Origin of the sequence: Pseudomonas sp. KK18, assembly GCF_037094675.1 — a bacterium.
Taxonomy (GTDB): domain Bacteria; phylum Pseudomonadota; class Gammaproteobacteria; order Pseudomonadales; family Pseudomonadaceae; genus Aquipseudomonas.
The window spans coordinates 2,978,297-2,997,909 of sequence record NZ_CP146605.1 but is presented as its reverse complement, the minus strand read 5'-3'; the positions used below and the strand labels follow the sequence as shown (position 1 = coordinate 2,997,909).

The following is a 19,613-nucleotide window of genomic DNA, read 5'->3' as shown; positions in this document are numbered from 1 at the left end:
AGGCCATTATTTGAGCGATAGATCACACATGTTGCTCTAGCTCAGAATTTTTTTCACCCAAGCAGATAACTGCACTAAAATATTCAACAATTTCAACCCAGCTTCCGAACATTACAGCTTTCCGAAGTCGGATCTCATATCCTCCTCGGGAAAAAAAGTTAATTTCTGCTAACGGGATGTATGCATCCCCTTTTAAACCACAAATATAGTTAAATAAAATCCTTGAGATTCTTCCATTACAATCGATAAATGGATGGCATGCGACAAAAGAGATCGATACCATGATAGCTAATAGCAACCGCGACCCCCTCCAATTATCAATGCACTTTTGTATTGATTTCAGAGTGCTTGGTATACTTTCAGGCGAAGGGTATTTAATTCGAACATGATGACTATCTGAATTAGTATAAACGTCCACAGCGCGAATTTCAGAAGCAGCACCAGATAGTTCTGAGGCTATGGCTAGAATAGTATCTATTAATTGTAAAGAGCAGTTTTTATTAAGGTAATCAGAACTTAAGTGGGGCAAGACAGTTAGGATTTTCTTTTCCTCGACAGCCCGCATCGATGGGTACTCTGTATGATTTCTATCAGCATAATATTTGCTCAGATAGTGCTCAAAGCTATAGTCTTGGCAGACTGCTACTGATTTTGCGACTTCAAGCGAATCGGGCCATTTTGCGGATCTAGCTAAAGGTAGGACTTCCGCTGCATGTAGTAACAAAGGCAAACTGCCCAACGCGTCCCAATTAACTGAGTTGGGGTCCAAAGGTTTCCATGCAATGGTATTTAAAGTACGAATAATCACTTTTTTGCATGCTCCACTGGAAAGATAAAACAGATATGTTCTACCTCCGTTTTTGACTTGGCCTTGAGAAACACTATTACAATAATTGTTCGTTTGGAAAGTTGAGTTGCTACTTATCCACTCCTTATCGTCTACTGCAATGCAAGACAGAAAACTAATAATATCTAAATCCACAGACCAATAGCTTAGGAGCCATCTAGAATAAGACAATCTCTGAACCGATGCATGGCTCACTGCAGTGAGCCATGCATTTGAGTCAAAAGCTAACGGTGTCCCCCGGGGACACGTCCCCAGGATCGTGCGCCATGCCGTCATCTGGATGTTCACCTGGATCGTGAGATATATCATCCCCCCAATTTTCATCCGCTCCGTTGGTATCATCACCCCCAGATACCAAAATGAGTTCTTCTGCTGTCAATTCACGCATCTTTATATCCTCACGTAATATATAAATTAAAATTGATATTCCATCTGAGTATATTTGGTTTTTACCTCCTCGCCGTATATTGATGAATTAAGTATCTATAGATTGAAGGCCACAATAGAAATTGCCCACCAGGTTAAAGTCTATTTAGGGCATCTAGATCGATCACGCGACTGAAATTATCTTCTAGGTCATCATGAGAGATAACTATTACAGTTTTATCAAGGTTTAATATGTGTTTCAGTATGTTTTTTTTACTATCTAAATCCAAATTGCTAGTTGCCTCGTCAAGCATTAGCACAGGCGCGTCTTCGGCCAGTGCTCTTGCTAATAATATTCTTTGTTTTTGCCCCGCAGATAAAATATTAGCGGCCCCCGAAAGAAGAGTGTTATAACCCATAGGCATTGTAATAATATCATCATGAATACACGCCGCTTCTGCTGCACTAAATACATTGTCAAAGCTTATGTTCGAACGTGAATATATTATATTGTCCAGTATAGTGCCCGATACGATCTGATCGTCTTGCATCATGATGGAAAAATGAGATCGAAATGAATCGGGACCTGTTTCTTCGAGCAGGAAACCGCTTAACATTTGTTTCCCGGAATTTGCCTTTAAATTTCCGCTTAATAAAGAGATTAGTGTGCTTTTGCCTCCCCCCGACTTTCCTCGAAGTAAGATTTTTTCACCGTACCTTATCGAGATATCGCAATTGTACATAATCCATTTCGTTGAAGGTGAATGCCTAAAGCAAACATCTTTCAATGCGATATCGGGTTTCTCAAGCCTGATGCGCCTTCTAAATTGAGTCACTTCAGCTGGGTAACTATATAAATCTTCAAGATTGTCCAGATGATACTGATTTTCGTGCTTGTGGATGAAGTAGTTAGAAATGGAACTCAGATTAACGAAGAACCTTGAGCTAATAAGCAAATATGCAAAAATCCCACCGATGCTTAGGGAGCCATTGGATATTTGGCCTGCAGCTATCACAACGACGAAAATCCTATGCAGATTCAATAACAAATTTAGCAACCCTACGCTTTTTAGTGTGATGCTTTGGGCGGTTGCATCATAATAGTTATAACTAGAATAATTCGCGAAGAACCTTTCTTTGCTTTCTTCCTGAACCCTGGCAGACTGTATCTGCTTTATATTCCGTATCGTGTCTAGGACTATATTATCTGAGCGAGTTTTCATCTTGCTCTTCTGCCGCAACGCATGTCGTTGGTTTTTCGAGATAAATACTACACTCACCCCATACACAATCCCGAATGCAGCTGTGCACAGCGCTAAGTGGATTGAGATAATTGATGATACTATCAGAGCTGCGACAATCAGCCATGCAGCTACAAGTGCCGTACTACGATATTTGTGTTCAAAACTTACAATAGCTAGAAGGGACGTGAACTTCGAAATTATGTTGTTCGATGTCCTCGTTGAAAAAAACGAAACGGGCAAGCTAACGGCTTTCTGAAACGTTTCATATCCTAAAGAGTCTGCTAATGACCTTGCCGTGTTGACAGTGTTTTTTAGATGGATTGTTTGGAGCAGATATTGAATACAGCATAATGCACCAAATAACATCGCAATAACGAACATAAGGTTTTGGTCATTGCTCTCCATTACCTGATCCACTGCTAGCTGAATATAAAAAGGTGATGCTAGCGTAAGGAGCTCTATTACTATGGGTAACACGTAAATCAGCAACGATTTATCACGTTTGAGCCCGGGCTGAAATATGCCTACCTTACGGGCTGAGCCTGAAGCCAACTTACAATCTGCTGTGTAAAAAAGCTCAGTAGCTATACCAGTAAAACTTGCTGAAAACTCACTTCTGTTAAACCGATAAACGCCCTCGGCAGGATCATAAATTGTGAATCTATTTTTACTTGCCTTTGTAAGCACAACAAAATGATTCATGCGCCAGTGAAGAATGCATGGCAACTCTAACGTACGAACTTGTTCCAACTCAAGCCTTAGATGTCGGTACCTGAAACCAATCTTAGATAACAAATCTGACAAGTTCTTTAAATTTATTCCGCGTCCCCCTGTTGCAAAGTCAGCACGCAGGGAGTTAAGTGAAATGTCTACTCCATAGTGCTCGCAGATCATTGCTACACATGCCAATCCGCATTCAGATTGTTCTTGCTGGCGTATGAGCTGAAAATTTTTAATATTCATTTAGTTTTCCTTGCCCCGCCTGTACTACAGAATTTATCAATGGGTCAAATATCCATCTGATAAGAGAGTGCTCTTCAAGCATTACTGAGGCTCGACCGGTAAGTCCGTCTTTTTGGTAGTCTATCTCCAGATTCGAGTTGCTAGATTCAATTATCTTTATAGTCGCTAAATAACCGGGCTCTTCGGCTTGCAAACCTAGCGTACGCAATACGTCTTTCGTGCTGGTTACTGTATTATCAATTTGTATTATTTCCGCCTGAGCTGTTCCGAATTTTGTAAACGGGTAAGCATCATATCGCAGAGTGACTTTCTGTCCGAGATTAGCTAATGCAGCTGCTTGCTTAGGTATTAAAATACGTGCAGTCGGTTCTCCTTTTTCTGCTTCAACCACAATAAGGCTGTCCGATTTCCTGATGCTACTTCCCTTTGAAGCACTCACTGCCGCGACGACGCCATCAAAATCGGCGACAATATATGATAAGATTTGGCTTTCAATATCAATCAGCTCTCGTTCAATCTCTATAGCCTCAGATCTATTGTGGTTGATCTGAATTTCTAGTTCATTTTTATATTGCTTTGCCAGGTTGGGAGCTTCAGAGAGAAACTGCTGCTCCTTTATCAAGTTTTGTTTTGCATAATAAGATAAATTGTCGATATTCAAGACTTTATCTTTAAGATCCTGAATATAACTTTCGGCTACAGCGCCCTCAGCCAGCAAATGATTACCTACCACAATTTTTGATTCTAGAATTTTCCGCGCACTGACTAAGCCATGCACTCGGGCCTCCAACTCAGCGGCCCGTAATTCCGAAAATTTAGATTGGAGCCCTAGCTTTTCTATACTAATTTGATAGTTCTGGGAGTTTTTTACAGACAATTCATTTAGCTGTATAAGATTTTGACTAAGAAGATTTCTTTTTTGAAGATTGGTAGAACCGCTCCGTCCGAATTGCTCTCGTGTGTAGGCTATTAGTTTTTGCCCTCGATGAACGAAGTCTCCCTGCTCCACAAATATCTCAGATATCACACCTTCTGATGTAGCCTCAACACGCTGCTTTCCAGACAGTGCTATTGTGATAAAATTTACGTCTACTCTTCTAGTATAGGGTTGCAACAAAATAAAAAAAACACATAGCATTAAAGCTATCGAAGCTGCCCATGGCTTAATACTGCCAATCCTTTCGGATCTTGCTGCGACGCTCGTATTTTCTAATGTGTTGGGTAGAGATTCTTTTCTAAATAACTTCGCTTGATCTTCCATAATCGACATAGCGGTTCCAAATACCAAGATCCCTAAATGACTAACTATCTTAATGGCAGCTTGCTGCGGATTCCTATCGCACTCTTCAACCTTACTGTTGGATATGTTGCAGTATTATGTCCACATGCTTGCGATTGCATTACAATTGAAGATTTTTTGTATCTATGGCCAGGCCAGCATTGTGATTTATTTGATTTTTATGCGTCGAATGTTTTTTATAGCGGCTTAAGGGTAACGTTCATGAATTCGAGTTGCAGTGTTGTATGCAGATAGGATACCTTGGCTCCCTGGAAGCTCTATTAGTTTTTTGGTGAAGATACAATAAATAGGTGGGGTCATGATTAAGCTTTTAATTGTCACTGTGCTTTTGGGAACAAGCACATTGTTTTCTCTGTACGCTAGCGCATTGTCTCCTGAGAGACAGGCCGCTATCGATGCATGCAGAGCGGAAACAAAGTTAATTCATGTTCGTATACAGTCTGCACCACGAGCATTTTCAAAGCCTGAGGAGACAATCGCTGTTTTGATTCAGGGCGAAAAGCCTCCTCCATCAATGAAGCATCTCGATGGTGCGGAGCTCTGTTTTTATTCGGTACGAAAAAAGTACGTGCAGCTTATTGAATGGGATGCCTTAGGACGAACTAAAAGGCTGCGCAGTCCGATAGAGCCTAAGCAAGATTTATAGTTTTCTTGTTTTTTATCCAATACGTTATTATTGCAAAGTTACTATGTTGATACTCGCGTACCCAGACTATCCAAAGCACACAACACTTTTTGACTGGTTGAAAAGCATCCCCGCTGGTGGCGATAAAACCACACGACTCGCGCGAATTTTCTCTGCGATTCGTACTGAGGCAATCTTGAGCAATGGATTGATGATGCTGATTTACGGACCAAGAGCGTGGGGATTTTCGATGAACCGGATCCCAAGAAGCTCGACTTACTACTCCGCTCCCTGGGACGAGGCTTTGCTGGGGGCTACTTGAACGCTATTCAGCAAAAGCGGATTGAGCATTTTCTTCAAGAGGAAGCGTTAGCCTTCAGCAGTTGGTTTCGGCCTGTGAGTCCAAATGCTCCACAGACGAGACCGATGCTACCTGATCCTGATGATTCTATTGCTCTCAATCAAGCCCCAGATCCTTATGATGACGATGATCGACCCACGTCCCGGGGCGCCTATCCCAGAGTCTAGATTGAAGCCTAAATCGTCCCTGGCCTCTTAGGCACCTGGAATGGCGGCTTAGGGTCGAAAGAGGTCGTTCATGAGCGTCAGCTACCGACCCAACGCAGCCATCCGCTCCTGACTATTGGGTTAATGCACCCACGTCATTCACCAGTGTGCGCCAGCCATCCTTTGCCTCCTGCTCCGAGGTAAAGACTTGCACTTTGGGATGCCAGAACGCCCCCTCGATTACGATGCATTCCAAGGTAGAGTCCTGAAACGTAAAGACATAGTGGATAGCATCTTTCATGAACCGCTGTTTGTCGTGTCGAGGATGAATGGCGTTCCTTTGCTCAAGCTCTGCTAACCAAGGCGAATTATCTATTCGATGAATTTGGTAATGCTTTAGGCCAAGTCCAATGAGCGGATGGCCGCCCAAAGCTTCGTCGTTTGGCGAACCGAATTGGATTTTCTTTACTAGCGGAAAATGAACCACAGCTATTTCTTCTCCGGTGGTGTAATACCGTAAACATAGTTGCGTGTCCGTGGCGAACACCACTGGTTCAGGCGACGTACTTGGCTGTGGCCAGGAGTCGAGCAGCACTACGGTCGCTAATGACATGCGGGAACCTGATGAATGAATGGGTTATAAACAGAGTGCGAGAGCGACTCGTTGTCGTCAAACCTTTCTGATCGCGACCGACTGCTTCTGGCCGATTGCAGCCCATCATGACGGGTAGCTTCTTGAAAACTGGCCCCCATTATCGGCCCCAATTTTTCGATGCTGATAATTGGCTACTTTTCCCCGGAAAACCTCCTGGCTTGGGTCGAAGTCGTCGATACAACTACCACCGCCTCCACCACGCTTTCTGAGCAACCACCTCAGGCTTCAGCGAGGCGATCTTAGAGCCAGCAATCTTTACCGGTGCGACGTCCAGACCATCGAAGCTACCTAGACCCAGAGGGGGGCTTTCTGCTTGTAGAAAGCGAGTGGTTTCTGCTGAAGCCACCGCATGCAGTAACGATGAGGGCGTTATATTCCGACTCAAGACGTGAATGCCGTTCTCTGGGTCATGCAGACCACTTGCGTCGGTGCCTTCAACCCCATCTATCAGAAGCGGCTGGATCATGACCGTCCCAAGCTCGTAGGTGATATCCAGATCACCGCAAACGCAACGCAGTCTTTGCAGTTCACCATTCGACGATACACACACAAAATCCAGCCCGTCGTCATCCGTGCAAAAGCTGCAAACGTGTAATTGAAGGCTTTTACTCAGCGCTAAATTCACATTCAGGAAAGCTCTCTTGAAGTAGTCGGCTAGCTGAGCATCCCTAAGCACTTTGTATATCCGCGATAGCGCTGCCAATTCTTGAGGAAGCTCAAGCGGTACATCCTTGATGGGTGGCATAGACGTAAAGGGCCATTTCCGTTCTTCGCCAGCCTTGAACGTGTCTAAGTAGAACGACGTGGCGTTTTCATCCTGGTGCAATGACCAACCAATGCTCACCGGCAACGTAGAAAGTGGTTCTAACTCCGGCTTCACATTCATCGCGTGCGCAACGACAAGGTACCCCATTGTTTAGATCCTTCAGGTACAGGGCTGAATCGCTCCAAGCATAGTCGATACTTGAGTGTGTGATATTGGCCGATGGCATTCGCGCATGGCCGAGAGCTGACTCAAACAGCCTGAAAAATTCCGGGGATTGAAAATGGAAGAAACGCTCTCTTCGATATTTATGCACTAAAGGAAAACCCATAAATATGAATGGGAAAACCGTCGTTGCGATCATCAACCCCGATTGTTCCTAGCCGATTTACAAATGTTAACTCCTTCAACTGGCTATTGGCTTTAGGCTTCGAATCACAAAGTCCGATCGGACCCAATCAGCTCTAAGACGACTCTACAACCATGAATCTGCACGCCATCGCCGCGACGCTTTTTGCGTTTTTCACACTGCTTCCTTCCTCAGTGCACGCCGCAACCCCCATCGCCCATGTCGCTATCTACCGAGGCCCGGCGGGCTGCGAGGGATGTTCAGAGAATGTCAAAACAGCCCTGCTGCGCGTCCGCCCGAATGCGCAGATTGACTTTGTAGGTGCCGATGAATCGATCGACATCACGCCGCAAAGCCTCGCTCGTTATGACCTCTACGTTCAACCGGGTGGCGGTCAGGACATCCCTGCGGCGCTTGATAGTTTGGGGGATGCGCGGGTGCAGGCCATTCGTGACTTTGTCGCCCAGGGTGGGCGCTACCTGGGGCTTTGTATGGGTGCTTATCTGGCCGACGACAGCAACTTTGGCCTGATACCCTACGACCTTGATTCAGAGGCGGGCAGGCCTGGGTTTGAGGTCGCGGGCATTGCGGACGCGGCGGTGCAGGTTGTGTGGGATGGGAAAGCCGATAGCGTCTTTTATCAGGATGGGCCTTACTTCCCCAAGCCTGACGCGACCTCGCCTTCTTCAACCATTGCGACCTACCGGAATGGTGATGTGGCGGCAGCGCGTTACACCTATGAAAACGGGGTAGTGGTGCTGAGCGGCCCGCACCCAGAGGCGGATCGGGAGTGGTTCGAGAAGGCGAATATTCCCTTGAGCAAGATGCCGCGGGGTGAGCTTTTTGGGGCGTTGGTGCGCAGCATTGAGGGGCGCAGGTAGGGGGCGATGATGACTTCCGGATTTCAGCTGGATGCTCCAGCCAACTGAAAAAGTCATATGGCCGCCAGCTATTTACCCAGGTTTTGATTCATCAAATTGTCCAGTACGGGAAATTTGGTGGCCGCCTGCCATTCGCGTAAATGCTTGCAGCCTTCATCATTGAGCTCGGCAAGGTTGCTGCGAGCGTCGCATATCGTGAACCACTTCTGCCGGAGAGATGGATACTTTACAAACTCTTCCCGGGTTGGGGGTTGGTTAGTGGATAAACGCAGAACTGACAGCACTAAAAGTGCAGACACCCCGATACCGATAGAGCCGTTTTTATAATTCATATCAACTTCCGCAAATGAGAAACCTAACCCCACAGCAGAACTAATGACCGCTGTTAATTGCTTGGGGCGTTGGTCGACTATAAGAAGAGAAATGGATCGATAAAAGATCCATTTTCGACGTATCTCATAGGGCCATTTATTCACAAGATGGGGAAATCAGAAAAAATCGGGGCAGCCTACCGAACGCTCGGGCAATCACGAAGCTGCCGGCGAACCTGGCGCATGTCGAGCAAAACTCAGCCCAACTCCCGCCCCAAAAACGGCGCAGTCCGGCTCCCCTTACTCTTCGCCACCTTCTGCGGCGTCCCGCTCACCACCACCTTCCCGCCTCTGTCCCCAGCCCCCGGCCCAATATCAATCACCCAATCACTCTGGGCCACCACGCGCATTTCATGCTCTACCACAATCACCGTGTGCCCCGCCTCCACCAGATGATTCAACTGGCTCAACAACCGATCCACATCCCGCGGATGCAGCCCGGTCGTCGGTTCATCCAGCACATACAACGTCGCGCCCCGGGCATTGCGTTGCAGCTCGGTCGCCAGCTTGATGCGCTGCGCCTCCCCGCCTGACAACTCGGTCGCCGGCTGGCCAAGGCGCAAATAACCCAAGCCAATATCCCGCAGCACTTGCAGCGAGCGCAGCACACCCGGCTCTTCGGCAAATACCTCTACCGCCTGTTCAACCGTCAGCCCCAGCACCTGGGCGATGGTCAGCCCTTCCCACTTGATCGCTAACGTTTCCGGGTTGTACCGCGCGCCGTGGCACGTCGGGCATGGCGCGTACACGCTGGGCATGAACAGCAATTCAACGCTGACAAACCCCTCGCCTTCGCAGTTCGGGCAGCGGCCTTTGGCGACGTTGAAGGAGAATTGCCCGACGTCGTAATTCCGCTTTTTCGCCGCGGGTGTGGCGGCGAATAGTTTGCGTACGTTGTCGAACAGGCCGGTGTAGGTCGCGAGGTTGGAGCGCGGTGTGCGGCCAATGGGTTTCTGGTCCACCTGCACCAGGCGGCGGATGTGTTCCAGCCCGCCGCTGATACGGCCGCCGCTGGTTTGCGGGGCGTCGTCTTCGAGGCTGGGTTCGTCTTCGGTTTCCACCACGCGGCCCAGGCCTGCGCCTACCAGTTCCAACAGCGCCTGGCTGACGAGGCTGGATTTGCCCGAGCCGGAAATGCCGGTGACGGCGGTGAAGCAGCCCAGGGGAAAGTCCACGCTGAGGTCGTTGAGGTTGTTGCGCGTGACGCCTTCCAGGCTCAGCCAGCCGGTGGGTTGGCGCGGTGGTTGGCTGACGGGGCGCTTTTCGGCGAACAGGTATTCGCGGGTTTGCGAGGCTTCAATCTGTGCGAGGCCGGCGGGTGGGCCGCTGTACAGGACCTGGCCGCCGTGCTCGCCGGCAGCCGGGCCGACGTCGATCAGCCAGTCGGCGCGGCGCATGGTTTCGAGGTCGTGTTCCACCACGAACAGCGAGTTGCCGGCGGCCTTCAGGCGGTCGAGGGCGGCGAACAGGGCTTCGCCGTCGGCAGGGTGCAGGCCGGCGGAGGGTTCGTCGAGTACGTAGATCACGCCGAACAGTTGCGAGCCCAGCTGGGTGGCCAGGCGCAGGCGTTGCAGTTCACCGGAGGACAGGGTTGGTGTGCTGCGCTCAAGGGCCAGGTAGCCGAGGCCGAGGTCGGTCAGGGTGCTGACGCGTTCGAGCAGGTCCTGGGCGATGCGTTGGGCGGCCAGGCGTTTTTCCACGGAGAGCTTTTTATCGCCCTGCCCTTCGGCCACCGGTCGCAGCAGTTCGGCGAGTTGCAGCAGAGACATTTGCGACAGTTCGCCAATGTCCACGCCGGCAAATTTCACCGACAGCGCGGCCTTGTTCAGGCGTTTGCCTTCGCACAGCGGGCACGGGCTGCCTTGCATGAACTGCGACACGCGCTTTTTCATCAGGGCGCTTTGGGAGTGGGTGAAGGTGTGCAGGATGTAGCGCCGGGCGCCGGTGAAGGTGCCCTGGTAGCTGGGTTCGAGTTTGCGTTTGAGGGCGTCGCGGGTTTGGGCGGGTGTGAAGCCGGCATACACCGGGACGGTGGGGGTTTCTTCGGTGAAGAGGATCCAGTCGCGCTGCTTTTTCGGCAGGTCGCGCCACGGGATGTCGACGTCGTAGCCCAGGGTGACGAGGATGTCGCGCTGGTTCTGGCCTTGCCACGCCAGTGGCCAGGACGCCACCGCGCGTTGGCGGATGGTGAGGGAAGGATCGGGCACCATCAGGGCTTCGGTCACTTCGTACACGCGGCCCAGGCCGTGGCATTGCGGGCAGGCGCCCTGGGGCAGGTTGGGGGAAAAGTCTTCGGCGTAGAGCATCGGTTGCCCCGCCGGGTAACTGCCGGCGCGGGAGTAGAGCATGCGGATCAGGCTGGACAAGGTGGTGACGCTGCCCACTGATGAACGTGTGCTGGGTGTACCGCGCTGTTGTTGCAGGGCCACGGCGGGCGGCAGGCCTTCGATGGCGTCGACGTCCGGTACGCCGACCTGGTCGATCAGGCGGCGGGCGTAGGGCGCCACGGATTCGAAGTAGCGGCGCTGAGCTTCGGCGTAGACGGTGGAGAATGCCAGCGAGGACTTGCCGGAGCCTGACACGCCGGTGAACACCACCAGGGCGTCGCGGGGGATGTCCACGTCGACGTTGCGCAGGTTGTGTTCCCGGGCACCTCGTACCCGCACGAAGCCAGGGCGTTGGGTGGTGAGTGAGGTGTCTGGTGGCAGGTTGCGCTGGGAAGTCATGGGTAACCTTATCGGTGTGTTCAAGGCAGTGAAGATCAACTGTGGGAGCCGGGCTTGCCCGCGATGACGGTGTGCCAGTTACCGGATGGGGTGCCTGACACTCCGCCATCGCGGGCAAGCCCGGCTCCCACAGTGGTTTGGTGTTGCTGGCTGGATCTTCATTCGTCACATCATTCGGGAGGTCAGTACCGAGCGCACCCGTTGCGCCAAGTCATCCGGGCCATAGGGTTTGCTCAGCAGGTGAATGTCGTTGCCCAGCAGGTGGTTGCTGGAAAGAATGTCGCGGGTATGCCCGGAGGTAAACAGCACCGCTATCGCCGGCACTTGCCTGCGCGCCCACTCGGCCAGGTCGGTGCTTTTGACCCGGCCCGGCATCACCACGTCGGTGAAGATCAGGTCCGGTTGCAGGCCGGCCTGGAGCATCAGCATGGCCCGGTCGCCGTCTTCGGCGGTGAGCACGGTGTAGCCGGATTGTTCGAGCAATTCCACCGCGGCCGCGCGTACGCCTTCGTTGTCCTCAACCACCAGGATCGTCTCATGGCCGCCGGTGGGTTGTGTGAGCTCGACGGGCGCATCGTGGTTTTCCGGCTCTCCCAGGTTGCGCGGGAAATACATCTGCACCACGGTACCGCTGCCCTCCACGCTCTCGACCTCAACATGCCCGCCACTTTGGCGCACGAACCCGAACACCATGCTCAGGCCCAGGCCGGTACCGTGGCCATTCGGCTTGGTGGTGAAAAACGGTTCGAAGGCCCGTGCCAGGATCGTCGCTGACATGCTGGCGCCGCTGTCGGCGACGGCCAGGCGCACGTATTCACCGGGGTTGATGCTTTTACCGGCGCAATCCGGAGGGTTGAGGATAATGTTTTCGCCGGTGATCCGGATCACCCCCTCGCCTTTCATGGCATCCCGGGCATTGATCGCCAGGTTGAGCAGCGCGTTTTCCAGTTGGTTGCGGTCGACGTTAATGCACCACGGATCCTGGGGCAGTTGCACATCAATGTGGATGGTTTCTCCCAGCGCCCGCTGCAGCAGCTCGCCCAGGCCTTCATAGATGCGCAGCGGGTTGTACACCGCCGGTGACAATGGCTGGCGACGGGCGAAGGCCAGCAGTTGCGAGGTCAGTTTGGCCCCACGTTCCACTGCCGCGATGGCGGCGCTGACCCGGCGCTGCACCTGGGGGTTGTCCGGTTCATGCCGGGCCAGCAGGTGCAGGTTGCCGGAGACCACTTGCAGCAGGTTATTGAAGTCGTGGGCCACGCCGCCGGTCAGGCCGCCAATGGCTTCCAGCTTCTGTGATTGGCGCAACTGTTCCTCGGCGGCGGAACGGGCTTGCACCTCCGCGGCCACGCGCTGCTCCAGGTTGTGGGTGAGTTCCTGGCGCAGGCGCTCGGAGATCATATGTTCGGTGGTCTCCACTACAATCGCCAGGACCCCGGCCGGTCGTTGGTCGTCACCGGCCACGGGGCTGTAATACAGGTCCATCCAGACTTCTTCCGGGCGGCCGTCGCGCAACAGTTCCAGGGGCAGGTTGCGGTAGGACAAGGTGCCGCCAGCCAGGCAGGTGTCGACCACATTGCGGTTGAAGTCGGCGACTTCCGGCCAGCCCAGTTCCACCGGCGCACCCAGCAGATAAGGGTGGCGACCGCCGGCAAATACCGAATAGCTGTCGTTGTAGATCATGTAACCGGCGTGCCCCCACAGCATCACCATGGGCATGGGCGATGCCAGCATCATCTGCACGGCGCTGGTCAGGCTGGAGGGCCAGGCATTCATCGGGCCGAGGTCGGTGGTGGACCAATCGAAAGCACGAATCCTCTGGGCCATTTCCCCAGCCCAACCCTCACAGCCGTGGGTATTGGATAAAAACTGCATCGGTCGGCTCTGCAAAAGATAAAAGGTGGGCGGCGATGAAAACTTTGAGCCCGGCAGCGGCGGTTGGTTTCATCGCATATTGCTTATGCCGGCAGGAAGGAGCAAGGGCCGGCTCAGCGAAAGTCCCGGCTGCGCACACTGATGCCCGACAGCAACGGGGTCAGGTCGGTCAAGCGCCCGGCGATCAGGTGCCGAACCTCCCCCACCGCTTCCCAGCGGCCATCCACCTTGAGCAACCGCGAGCCCACCAGCGCCTGGCGTTGGCGCTCGGCCAGATCGCGCCAGACCACCACATTGATATTGCCGAACTCATCTTCCAGGGTGACAAAGGTAACGCCGCTGGCCGTGCCAGGGCGTTGTCGACCGGTGACCAGGCCGGCGACGCTGACGTTGCGGCCATGCTCAACCTGCAGCAATTCCCTGGAACTGCGGCAACGCCGCGCGCGCAGTTCATCGCGCAACAGCGCCAACGGGTGTGGGCCCAGGGTGGTGCCGACGCTGGCGTAGTCGGCATACAAATCTTCGCCGACTGTCGGTTGCGGCAGCTCCACCACCGCCTCTTCCGGGCTGGCGATACCGGCAAACAGGCCCAGTTGTTTCTGCACCCCGGCCACCTCCCAACGCGCCCGGTGCCGATGCCCGGCCAGGCCGCGCAAGGCACCGGCATCCGCCAGCAGTTCCTGGGCGCGAGTGTCCAATTGGGCACGCTCGCCCAAGTCGGCAATATCAAAAAACGCCCGGGCCTGGCGCGCCGTTTCGATACGCCGGCCGTCCTCTTCGCGAAACCCGGAGATCATGCGCAAGCCCATGCGAATCGCCGGTTGCTGGCCTTCGATCGGCTCAAGGCTGCAATCCCAGTCACTGGCCTGCACATCCACCGGGCGGATCTGCAAATGATGGCGACGGGCGTCCTGCAGGATCTGGTCCGGGCTGTAGAAGCCCATGGGCCAGCTGTTGATCAGGGCGCAGGCAAACGCTGCCGGTTCATGGCATTTGAGCCAGCAACTGGCATAGGTCAGCAAGGCGAAACTGGCGGCATGGGACTCGGGAAAACCGTAGCTGCCAAAGCCCTTGATCTGCTCGAAGATCTGCGCGGCGAAGGCTTCGCTGTAGCCGTTTTTCAGCATGCCGGTGCGCAGGCGTTGCTGATGGGGTTCGAGGCCGCCGTGGCGTTTCCAGGCGGCCATGGAACGGCGCAGTTGGTCGGCTTCGCCGGGGGTGTAATCGGCGGCGACCATGGCGATCTGCATGACCTGTTCCTGGAACAGCGGGATGCCCAGGGTGCGTTCCAGTACGGACTTGAGTTCCGGCGATGGGTAGGTGGTTTCTTCCTCCTTGTTCCGCCGCCGCAGGTACGGATGCACCATGCCACCCTGGATGGGCCCCGGCCGCACGATGGCGACCTCAATGACCAGGTCGTAGAATTTTTCCGGTCGCAGGCGGGGCAACATCGACATCTGCGCCCGCGACTCAATCTGGAACACGCCGATAGTGTCGGCCTTGCTGATCATCGCGTAGGTTGCCGCATCTTCCTTGGGCACCGAAGCCAGGCTCAGGTCCCGGTTGCGATGGCGGCGCAGCAGGTCGAAGCAGCGGCGAATCGCACTGAGCATGCCCAGCGCGAGGATGTCCACCTTGAGCAGGCCCACGGCGTCGAGGTCGTCCTTGTCCCACTGGATGATGGTGCGCTCGGCCATGGCCGCATTTTCCACCGGCACCAGGGTGTCCAGCGGGTGTTCGGAAATCACGAAGCCGCCGGGGTGCTGGGACAGGTGCCGGGGGAAGCCGATCAGTTGCTGAGTGAGTGTGAGCACCCGGCGCAGCACCGGGCTGTCGGGGTCGAAACCACCTTCGCGCAGGCGTTCCAGGGGCGGTGCTTCGTCGCTCCAGCGCCCACAACAGTCGGCCAGGGCGTTGACCTGATCCGGCGGCAACCCGAGGGCCTTGGCCACGTCGCGCACCGCGCCGGCGCCGTGGTAGCTGCTGACCACCGCCGTCAACGCGGCGCGGGTACGCCCGTAGCGCTGGAAGACGTATTGCAGCACTTCTTCGCGGCGTTCGTGCTCGAAGTCCACGTCGATGTCCGGCGGCTCGTTGCGTTCGCGAGACAGGAAGCGCTCGAACAGCATGTTCATCAGGCTCGGGTCGATCTCGGTGATGCCCAGGGCAAAACACACCGCCGAGTTGGCCGCCGAGCCGCGGCCCTGGCACAGGATCGAACGGCTGCGGGCGAAGCGCACAATGTCGTGTACGGTGAGGAAGTAGCTTTCGTAGCCGAGGTCGCTGATCAGTTCCAGTTCGTTATTGATCTGCTGGAGGGTCTTGGCGTCGACCCCTTTCGGCCAACGCTGGGCGATGCCTTGCTCGGTCAAGGTGCGTAACCAGGATTTTGCATCCTGGCCTTCAGGTACCAACTCCCTGGGGTATTGATAGCGCAATTGGCCGAGGTCAAAGGTGCAACGCCGGGCAATGTTCAGGGACTCTTCCAGCAAGTGCGCCGGGTACAGCGCGGCCAATGCATCGAGGCTGCGCAAGTGCCGTTCACCATTGGGATGCAGGCGCGCGCCGGCTTCGGCCACCGGGACGTGGTGACGGATTGCGGTCATGGTGTCTTGCAACGCACGGCGACCGCGCACATGCATATGCACATCGCCGCAGGCCACCGCCGGCAGGTGCAGGCTGGCGGCCAGGTTCAGGCGTTGCTCAAGGTGACGGGCATCGTTCTGGCCGCAATGCAGTTCCACCGCCAGCCACAGGCGATCGGTGAAGGTGCTGCACAGCCATTGGATATGGGCCTGGGTATCGGTGTCTTCGACCATCCATAACGCGAGCAAGCCGTGTACCGCGGTGAAGTCTTCCTGCAGCAACCGGTAGTGACCTTTTTCCGCACGGCGACGGGCGATGGTGATCAGCCGGCACAGGTGTTGATAGCCTTCCAGGTTCTCCACCAGCAGCACCAGCTTGGGGCCGTTTTCCAGGCGCATCTCGCTGCCGATAATCAGCGGCAACCCGACTTCCTTGGCCGCCTGCCAGGCACGGACGATGCCCGACAAGGTGCATTCATCGGTGATGGCCAGCGCCTCGTAACCCTGCTGCCTGGCCCGTTCAAACAGCTCGCGGGCACTGGAGGCGCCCCGCTGGAAACTGAAGTTGGACAGGCAGTGCAGCTCCGCGTACTTCATGCAAACCAGCCTTGCAGCCACAGCGTGCCGCTTTCGCCCACGGTGCGGTAAGCCCAGCCCTGCTGGCCGGCGCGGGTGCGCACCAGGTAGTAATCGCGGCGCACATCGGCGCCATCCCACCAGCCGGACTCGATGCGTTCCGGGCCCATCAGGATGTGTAGACCTTGCTCGGCCAGAGGCGTCGGTTCATGCAGCAACCAGCCCGGGCGTTGCACGTTATTTGAGGGGGTGCACGGGCGAGTGTCGGCGCCGGCTTGCCAGGCGCATTCGGGGCGGTGATCGGCGTGAAACCGCAGGCCTTGCACCGCTTCATCCCCCAGCCGCGCCCGCAGGCGTTCGCGCAGTTGTTCCCACGGCAGGGTTTGCTGCGGGCGCTCGTCGAACAGGTCCTGGCGCTGGGGCACAAACACCGGCAGGTCCTCGGCCACCAGGCGAAAGCCGCGCACCGGCGAGGTGACTTGCACTTGCTCCAGGCGCCCACGGGCCAGTTCGAACAGCATCGCCGCGTCACGCTCGGCGCTGAGCAGGCCGACCTTGATCACGCTGTCGGGCTCGGCCGCGTGCTCCAGGTGCAGGTCAAAACGCTGCACGCCACTGTCGCGGCCACACAGGAACGCCGACAGGTCGCCAGTCAAACGGCGCAAGGGAAACAGCAAGGCCTGGTGGGACAACACATCAAAATTCAGCTCGATGCGCACATCAAACCGGTCCGGCGGCTGGTAGAACGCCAGCGCCAGGGGCCGTTGGCCGCACAGTGCATCTAGGTGCTTGAGCAGCGCAGCGTCGAAGCGCCGGGCCAGGGTATGCCGAGGCAACGCCTGCACCTGGGCCAGGGTGCGCAAGCCCATGCGCGACAATGCGCTGGCAGCTTGCGGGTCGAGGCCGGCGCGGTCGATGGGGATCGGTGCCAGGGCGTGTTGCAGGTATTGCTCATCGGCCACGGCCAGGCCGTCGTAGACATTCGCCAATATCCGCGCCGCCGCCGGGTTCGGCGCGGCGACGATGCGGTGACGAAACCCCAGTTCGGTCAGCTCCTTGCGCAAGCGCGCTTCGAGCAACGGCCACGGCCCGAACAGGCCCAGGCTCGACTCGATCTCGAACAGCAACGCCCGTGGGTAGAACACGCTGACCTGGGAGCTGAAACGGTAGGCCCAGGCGGCGAGAAACTGTTGCCAGTATTCGATCTGCGCCGGGTCGTATTCGGCGCAGGCAAACGCCTTGGTCAAGGCATGGGCTGCCGTCAGGGATTGGCCGGGGCGCAGGCCGAGTTTGCGCGCGGCGTCATTGACGGTTTGCAGCACCCGCCGCTGCGGCGTGCCGGCCAGCAGGGCCAACGGCTGGTCCGGTTCGGGGCGCGAACGCAGCACCCCGTCCAGCGCCAATTGCGGGAACACAATACACACCCAGCGCATGCCAACCTCAGTGCCCAAGCGCAATGGGCGCGGGATGGGCCAGGCCACCCCGGCACTTGAGCACCCGCACCTGCGCCGGGCTCGCCTCAACCGCCAGGCGCAAGGCGGCCGGTGACGGGTTGATGGCCTCGCTCAAGGAGCGCCAGGCGAAGGCCAGGGTCTGGCCGGTTTCCGCCGCCACCTGCAAGCGGCGCAAGGCGCGGTCATCGGCCCTGCGCGGCCAGCACAGCACCGCGCCACAACTGCCGGAACGCAGGCATTGCTCCACTGCCCACAAGGCATCGCGTTCATCGGCCTGGATCACTGACAGCTGGCGCACATCCACCCCGGCGTTTTGCCAGGCGTGGGGGTACGGCGTGTAGGGCGGCGCCACCAGCACGATGCGCTCACCGGCCGCCGCCAACCGTGCCAGGGTCGGCCACACCAACTGCAACTCGCCCACGCCCTCCTTGGCCATCAGGATTTCGCTCAACGCCGCTTCCGGCCAGCCACCGCTGGGCAGCACCGCATCCAGGGCCGCAAGCCCGGTGGGATGGAAGCTGGCCGGCGGCGCGGCGGGCCGGCCTTTCCAGACCCGGCCGCCATTGAACAGCGAGTCCAGTGCAACGACGGCGCCCATCAGCCTTGCCTCACCAGGCCGCAGAACACCCCTTCGATGGCCAGGTCCTGATCGGGCCGCACCACGATGGGTTGATAGGCGGGGTTGCGCGCCAGCAGGCGCACGCGCTCGCCCACGTGTTCGAAACGTTTGATGGTGACTTCACCGTCCAGGCGCGCTACCACGATCTGCCCGTTCAAGGCCTCGGCACTGCGGCGTACGCCTACCAGGTCGCCATCGAGGATGCCGTCTTCGATCATCGAATCGCCCTGCACCCGCAGCAGGTAATCCGGGGTTTTCGCGAACATGCCCGGGTCGAGCAATAGACGGTTGTGCACTTCGGCATCGGCGCCAATGGGCAAACCGGCGGCCACCCGGCCGAGCACCGGAATATCCAGCAGCTCCGGCCGCGCCGGTTGATTGAGCAGGCGGATGCCGCGCGCCTGGTTGGGGTTGACCTCGATAAAGCCGCCCTCGGTCAGCGCCAGCACATGCTTGCGCGCCACGCTGCGGGAGGCAAAGCCGAACGCCTCGGCGATCTCGGCGAGGCTGGGGGACTGGCCTTGCTGCGCGATACGGTCGCGGATAAAGGTCAGGATGGCGGTACGGCGGGGCGTTAGATTCGTCATGGAGTACATTTGTACTCCTGTGGGAATTTTCTGGCAATATCCGTCAGTCGCTTCCCATGCAGCCACCAGAAAAGTCCCCGCCAAGTTGACGAACGGTCTTTCGAATGTTCAGATGCCGGCCTGTTTCAGGTGCCTCATGCCGCCGTGCATGGGGTGAAACGGGAAACCGGTGCCGCTCTTTTCGAGCCAGTCCGGTGCTGCCCCCGCAACGGTAGACGCGTGACCCCTTCGACACACCACTGTGGCCTGCGCGCCATGGGAAGGTGAAGGTGTCCATACGCGTGAGCCCGGAGACCGGCCTGGAATTCTGTTTGGCAAAA

The 19,613-nt window shown here is 55.9% G+C and carries 14 protein-coding genes and 1 riboswitch; of the genes, 1 reads left to right on the top strand and 13 read right to left on the bottom strand.

What is annotated here, in order from left to right; translation table 11 throughout:
• Positions 1-22: 22 nt before the first annotated feature.
• The 6 genes from V6607_RS13595 to V6607_RS13570 form a co-directional block, all read right to left on the bottom strand.
• Entirely contained in the window at positions 23-982 is a 960-nt protein-coding gene (locus V6607_RS13595; protein ID WP_157222887.1) for a Fic family protein, read from the bottom strand.
• 82 nt (positions 983-1,064) lie between these two features.
• The gene (locus V6607_RS13590) at positions 1,065-1,235 is read right to left on the bottom strand and encodes a hypothetical protein (RefSeq protein ID WP_157222888.1); all 171 of its coding nucleotides are present in this window, start codon (positions 1,233-1,235) and stop codon (positions 1,065-1,067) included.
• Between the two features lie 133 nt (positions 1,236-1,368).
• Entirely contained in the window at positions 1,369-3,420 is a 2,052-nt protein-coding gene (locus tag V6607_RS13585) for a peptidase domain-containing ABC transporter (protein ID WP_134326296.1), read from the bottom strand.
• Positions 3,410-4,690, bottom strand: coding sequence for an HlyD family efflux transporter periplasmic adaptor subunit (locus V6607_RS13580; RefSeq protein WP_134326295.1), 1,281 nt, complete (start codon positions 4,688-4,690; stop codon positions 3,410-3,412). Before V6607_RS13580 ends, V6607_RS13585 begins: the two co-directional genes overlap by 11 nt.
• Positions 4,691-5,985: 1,295 nt before the next feature.
• Entirely contained in the window at positions 5,986-6,465 is a 480-nt protein-coding gene (locus tag V6607_RS13575; protein ID WP_023659022.1) for a hypothetical protein, read from the bottom strand.
• A 223-nt stretch (positions 6,466-6,688) separates the two neighbouring features.
• Positions 6,689-7,420, bottom strand: a complete 732-nt coding sequence (locus V6607_RS13570) for a hypothetical protein (RefSeq protein WP_102650708.1) — start codon at positions 7,418-7,420, stop codon at positions 6,689-6,691.
• A 333-nt stretch (positions 7,421-7,753) separates the two neighbouring features.
• Between V6607_RS13570 and V6607_RS13565 the strand changes: the two genes are divergently transcribed.
• The gene (locus V6607_RS13565; protein WP_102605744.1) at positions 7,754-8,500 is read left to right on the top strand and encodes a BPL-N domain-containing protein; all 747 of its coding nucleotides are present in this window, start codon (positions 7,754-7,756) and stop codon (positions 8,498-8,500) included.
• 68 nt (positions 8,501-8,568) lie between these two features.
• Here the strand turns inward: V6607_RS13565 and V6607_RS13560 are convergent, their stop codons facing one another.
• From V6607_RS13560 to lexA, 7 genes are all read right to left on the bottom strand, one after another.
• Positions 8,569-8,832: a hypothetical protein gene (locus V6607_RS13560; RefSeq protein ID WP_083853185.1), complete on the bottom strand. Its 264-nt coding sequence runs from the start codon at positions 8,830-8,832 to the stop codon at positions 8,569-8,571.
• A gap of 236 nt (positions 8,833-9,068) precedes the next feature.
• Positions 9,069-11,597, bottom strand: coding sequence for an excinuclease ABC subunit UvrA (gene uvrA, locus V6607_RS13555; protein ID WP_338743951.1), 2,529 nt, complete (start codon positions 11,595-11,597; stop codon positions 9,069-9,071).
• A 165-nt stretch (positions 11,598-11,762) separates the two neighbouring features.
• Positions 11,763-13,472 carry an ATP-binding protein gene (locus V6607_RS13550; RefSeq protein WP_338743950.1) on the bottom strand — a complete coding sequence of 570 codons (1,710 nt, stop codon included), beginning with the start codon at positions 13,470-13,472 and terminating at the stop codon, positions 11,763-11,765.
• A gap of 113 nt (positions 13,473-13,585) precedes the next feature.
• Positions 13,586-16,675 carry an error-prone DNA polymerase gene (locus V6607_RS13545; RefSeq protein ID WP_218571479.1) on the bottom strand — a complete coding sequence of 1,030 codons (3,090 nt, stop codon included), beginning with the start codon at positions 16,673-16,675 and terminating at the stop codon, positions 13,586-13,588.
• On the bottom strand, positions 16,651-18,066 hold the full coding sequence (locus V6607_RS13540; RefSeq protein ID WP_008432578.1) for a DNA polymerase Y family protein: 1,416 nt from the start codon (positions 18,064-18,066) through the stop codon (positions 16,651-16,653). The genes V6607_RS13545 and V6607_RS13540 overlap by 25 nt, the downstream gene beginning before the upstream one ends.
• A gap of 7 nt (positions 18,067-18,073) precedes the next feature.
• Positions 18,074-18,685: a translesion DNA synthesis-associated protein ImuA gene (gene imuA, locus V6607_RS13535; RefSeq protein WP_134326290.1), complete on the bottom strand. Its 612-nt coding sequence runs from the start codon at positions 18,683-18,685 to the stop codon at positions 18,074-18,076.
• Positions 18,685-19,302, bottom strand: a complete 618-nt coding sequence (gene lexA, locus V6607_RS13530) for a transcriptional repressor LexA (RefSeq protein WP_134326289.1) — start codon at positions 19,300-19,302, stop codon at positions 18,685-18,687. The genes imuA and lexA overlap by 1 nt, the downstream gene beginning before the upstream one ends.
• A 101-nt stretch (positions 19,303-19,403) precedes the next feature.
• Positions 19,404-19,611: riboswitch (cobalamin riboswitch) on the top strand.
• Positions 19,612-19,613: the final 2 nt, after the last annotated feature.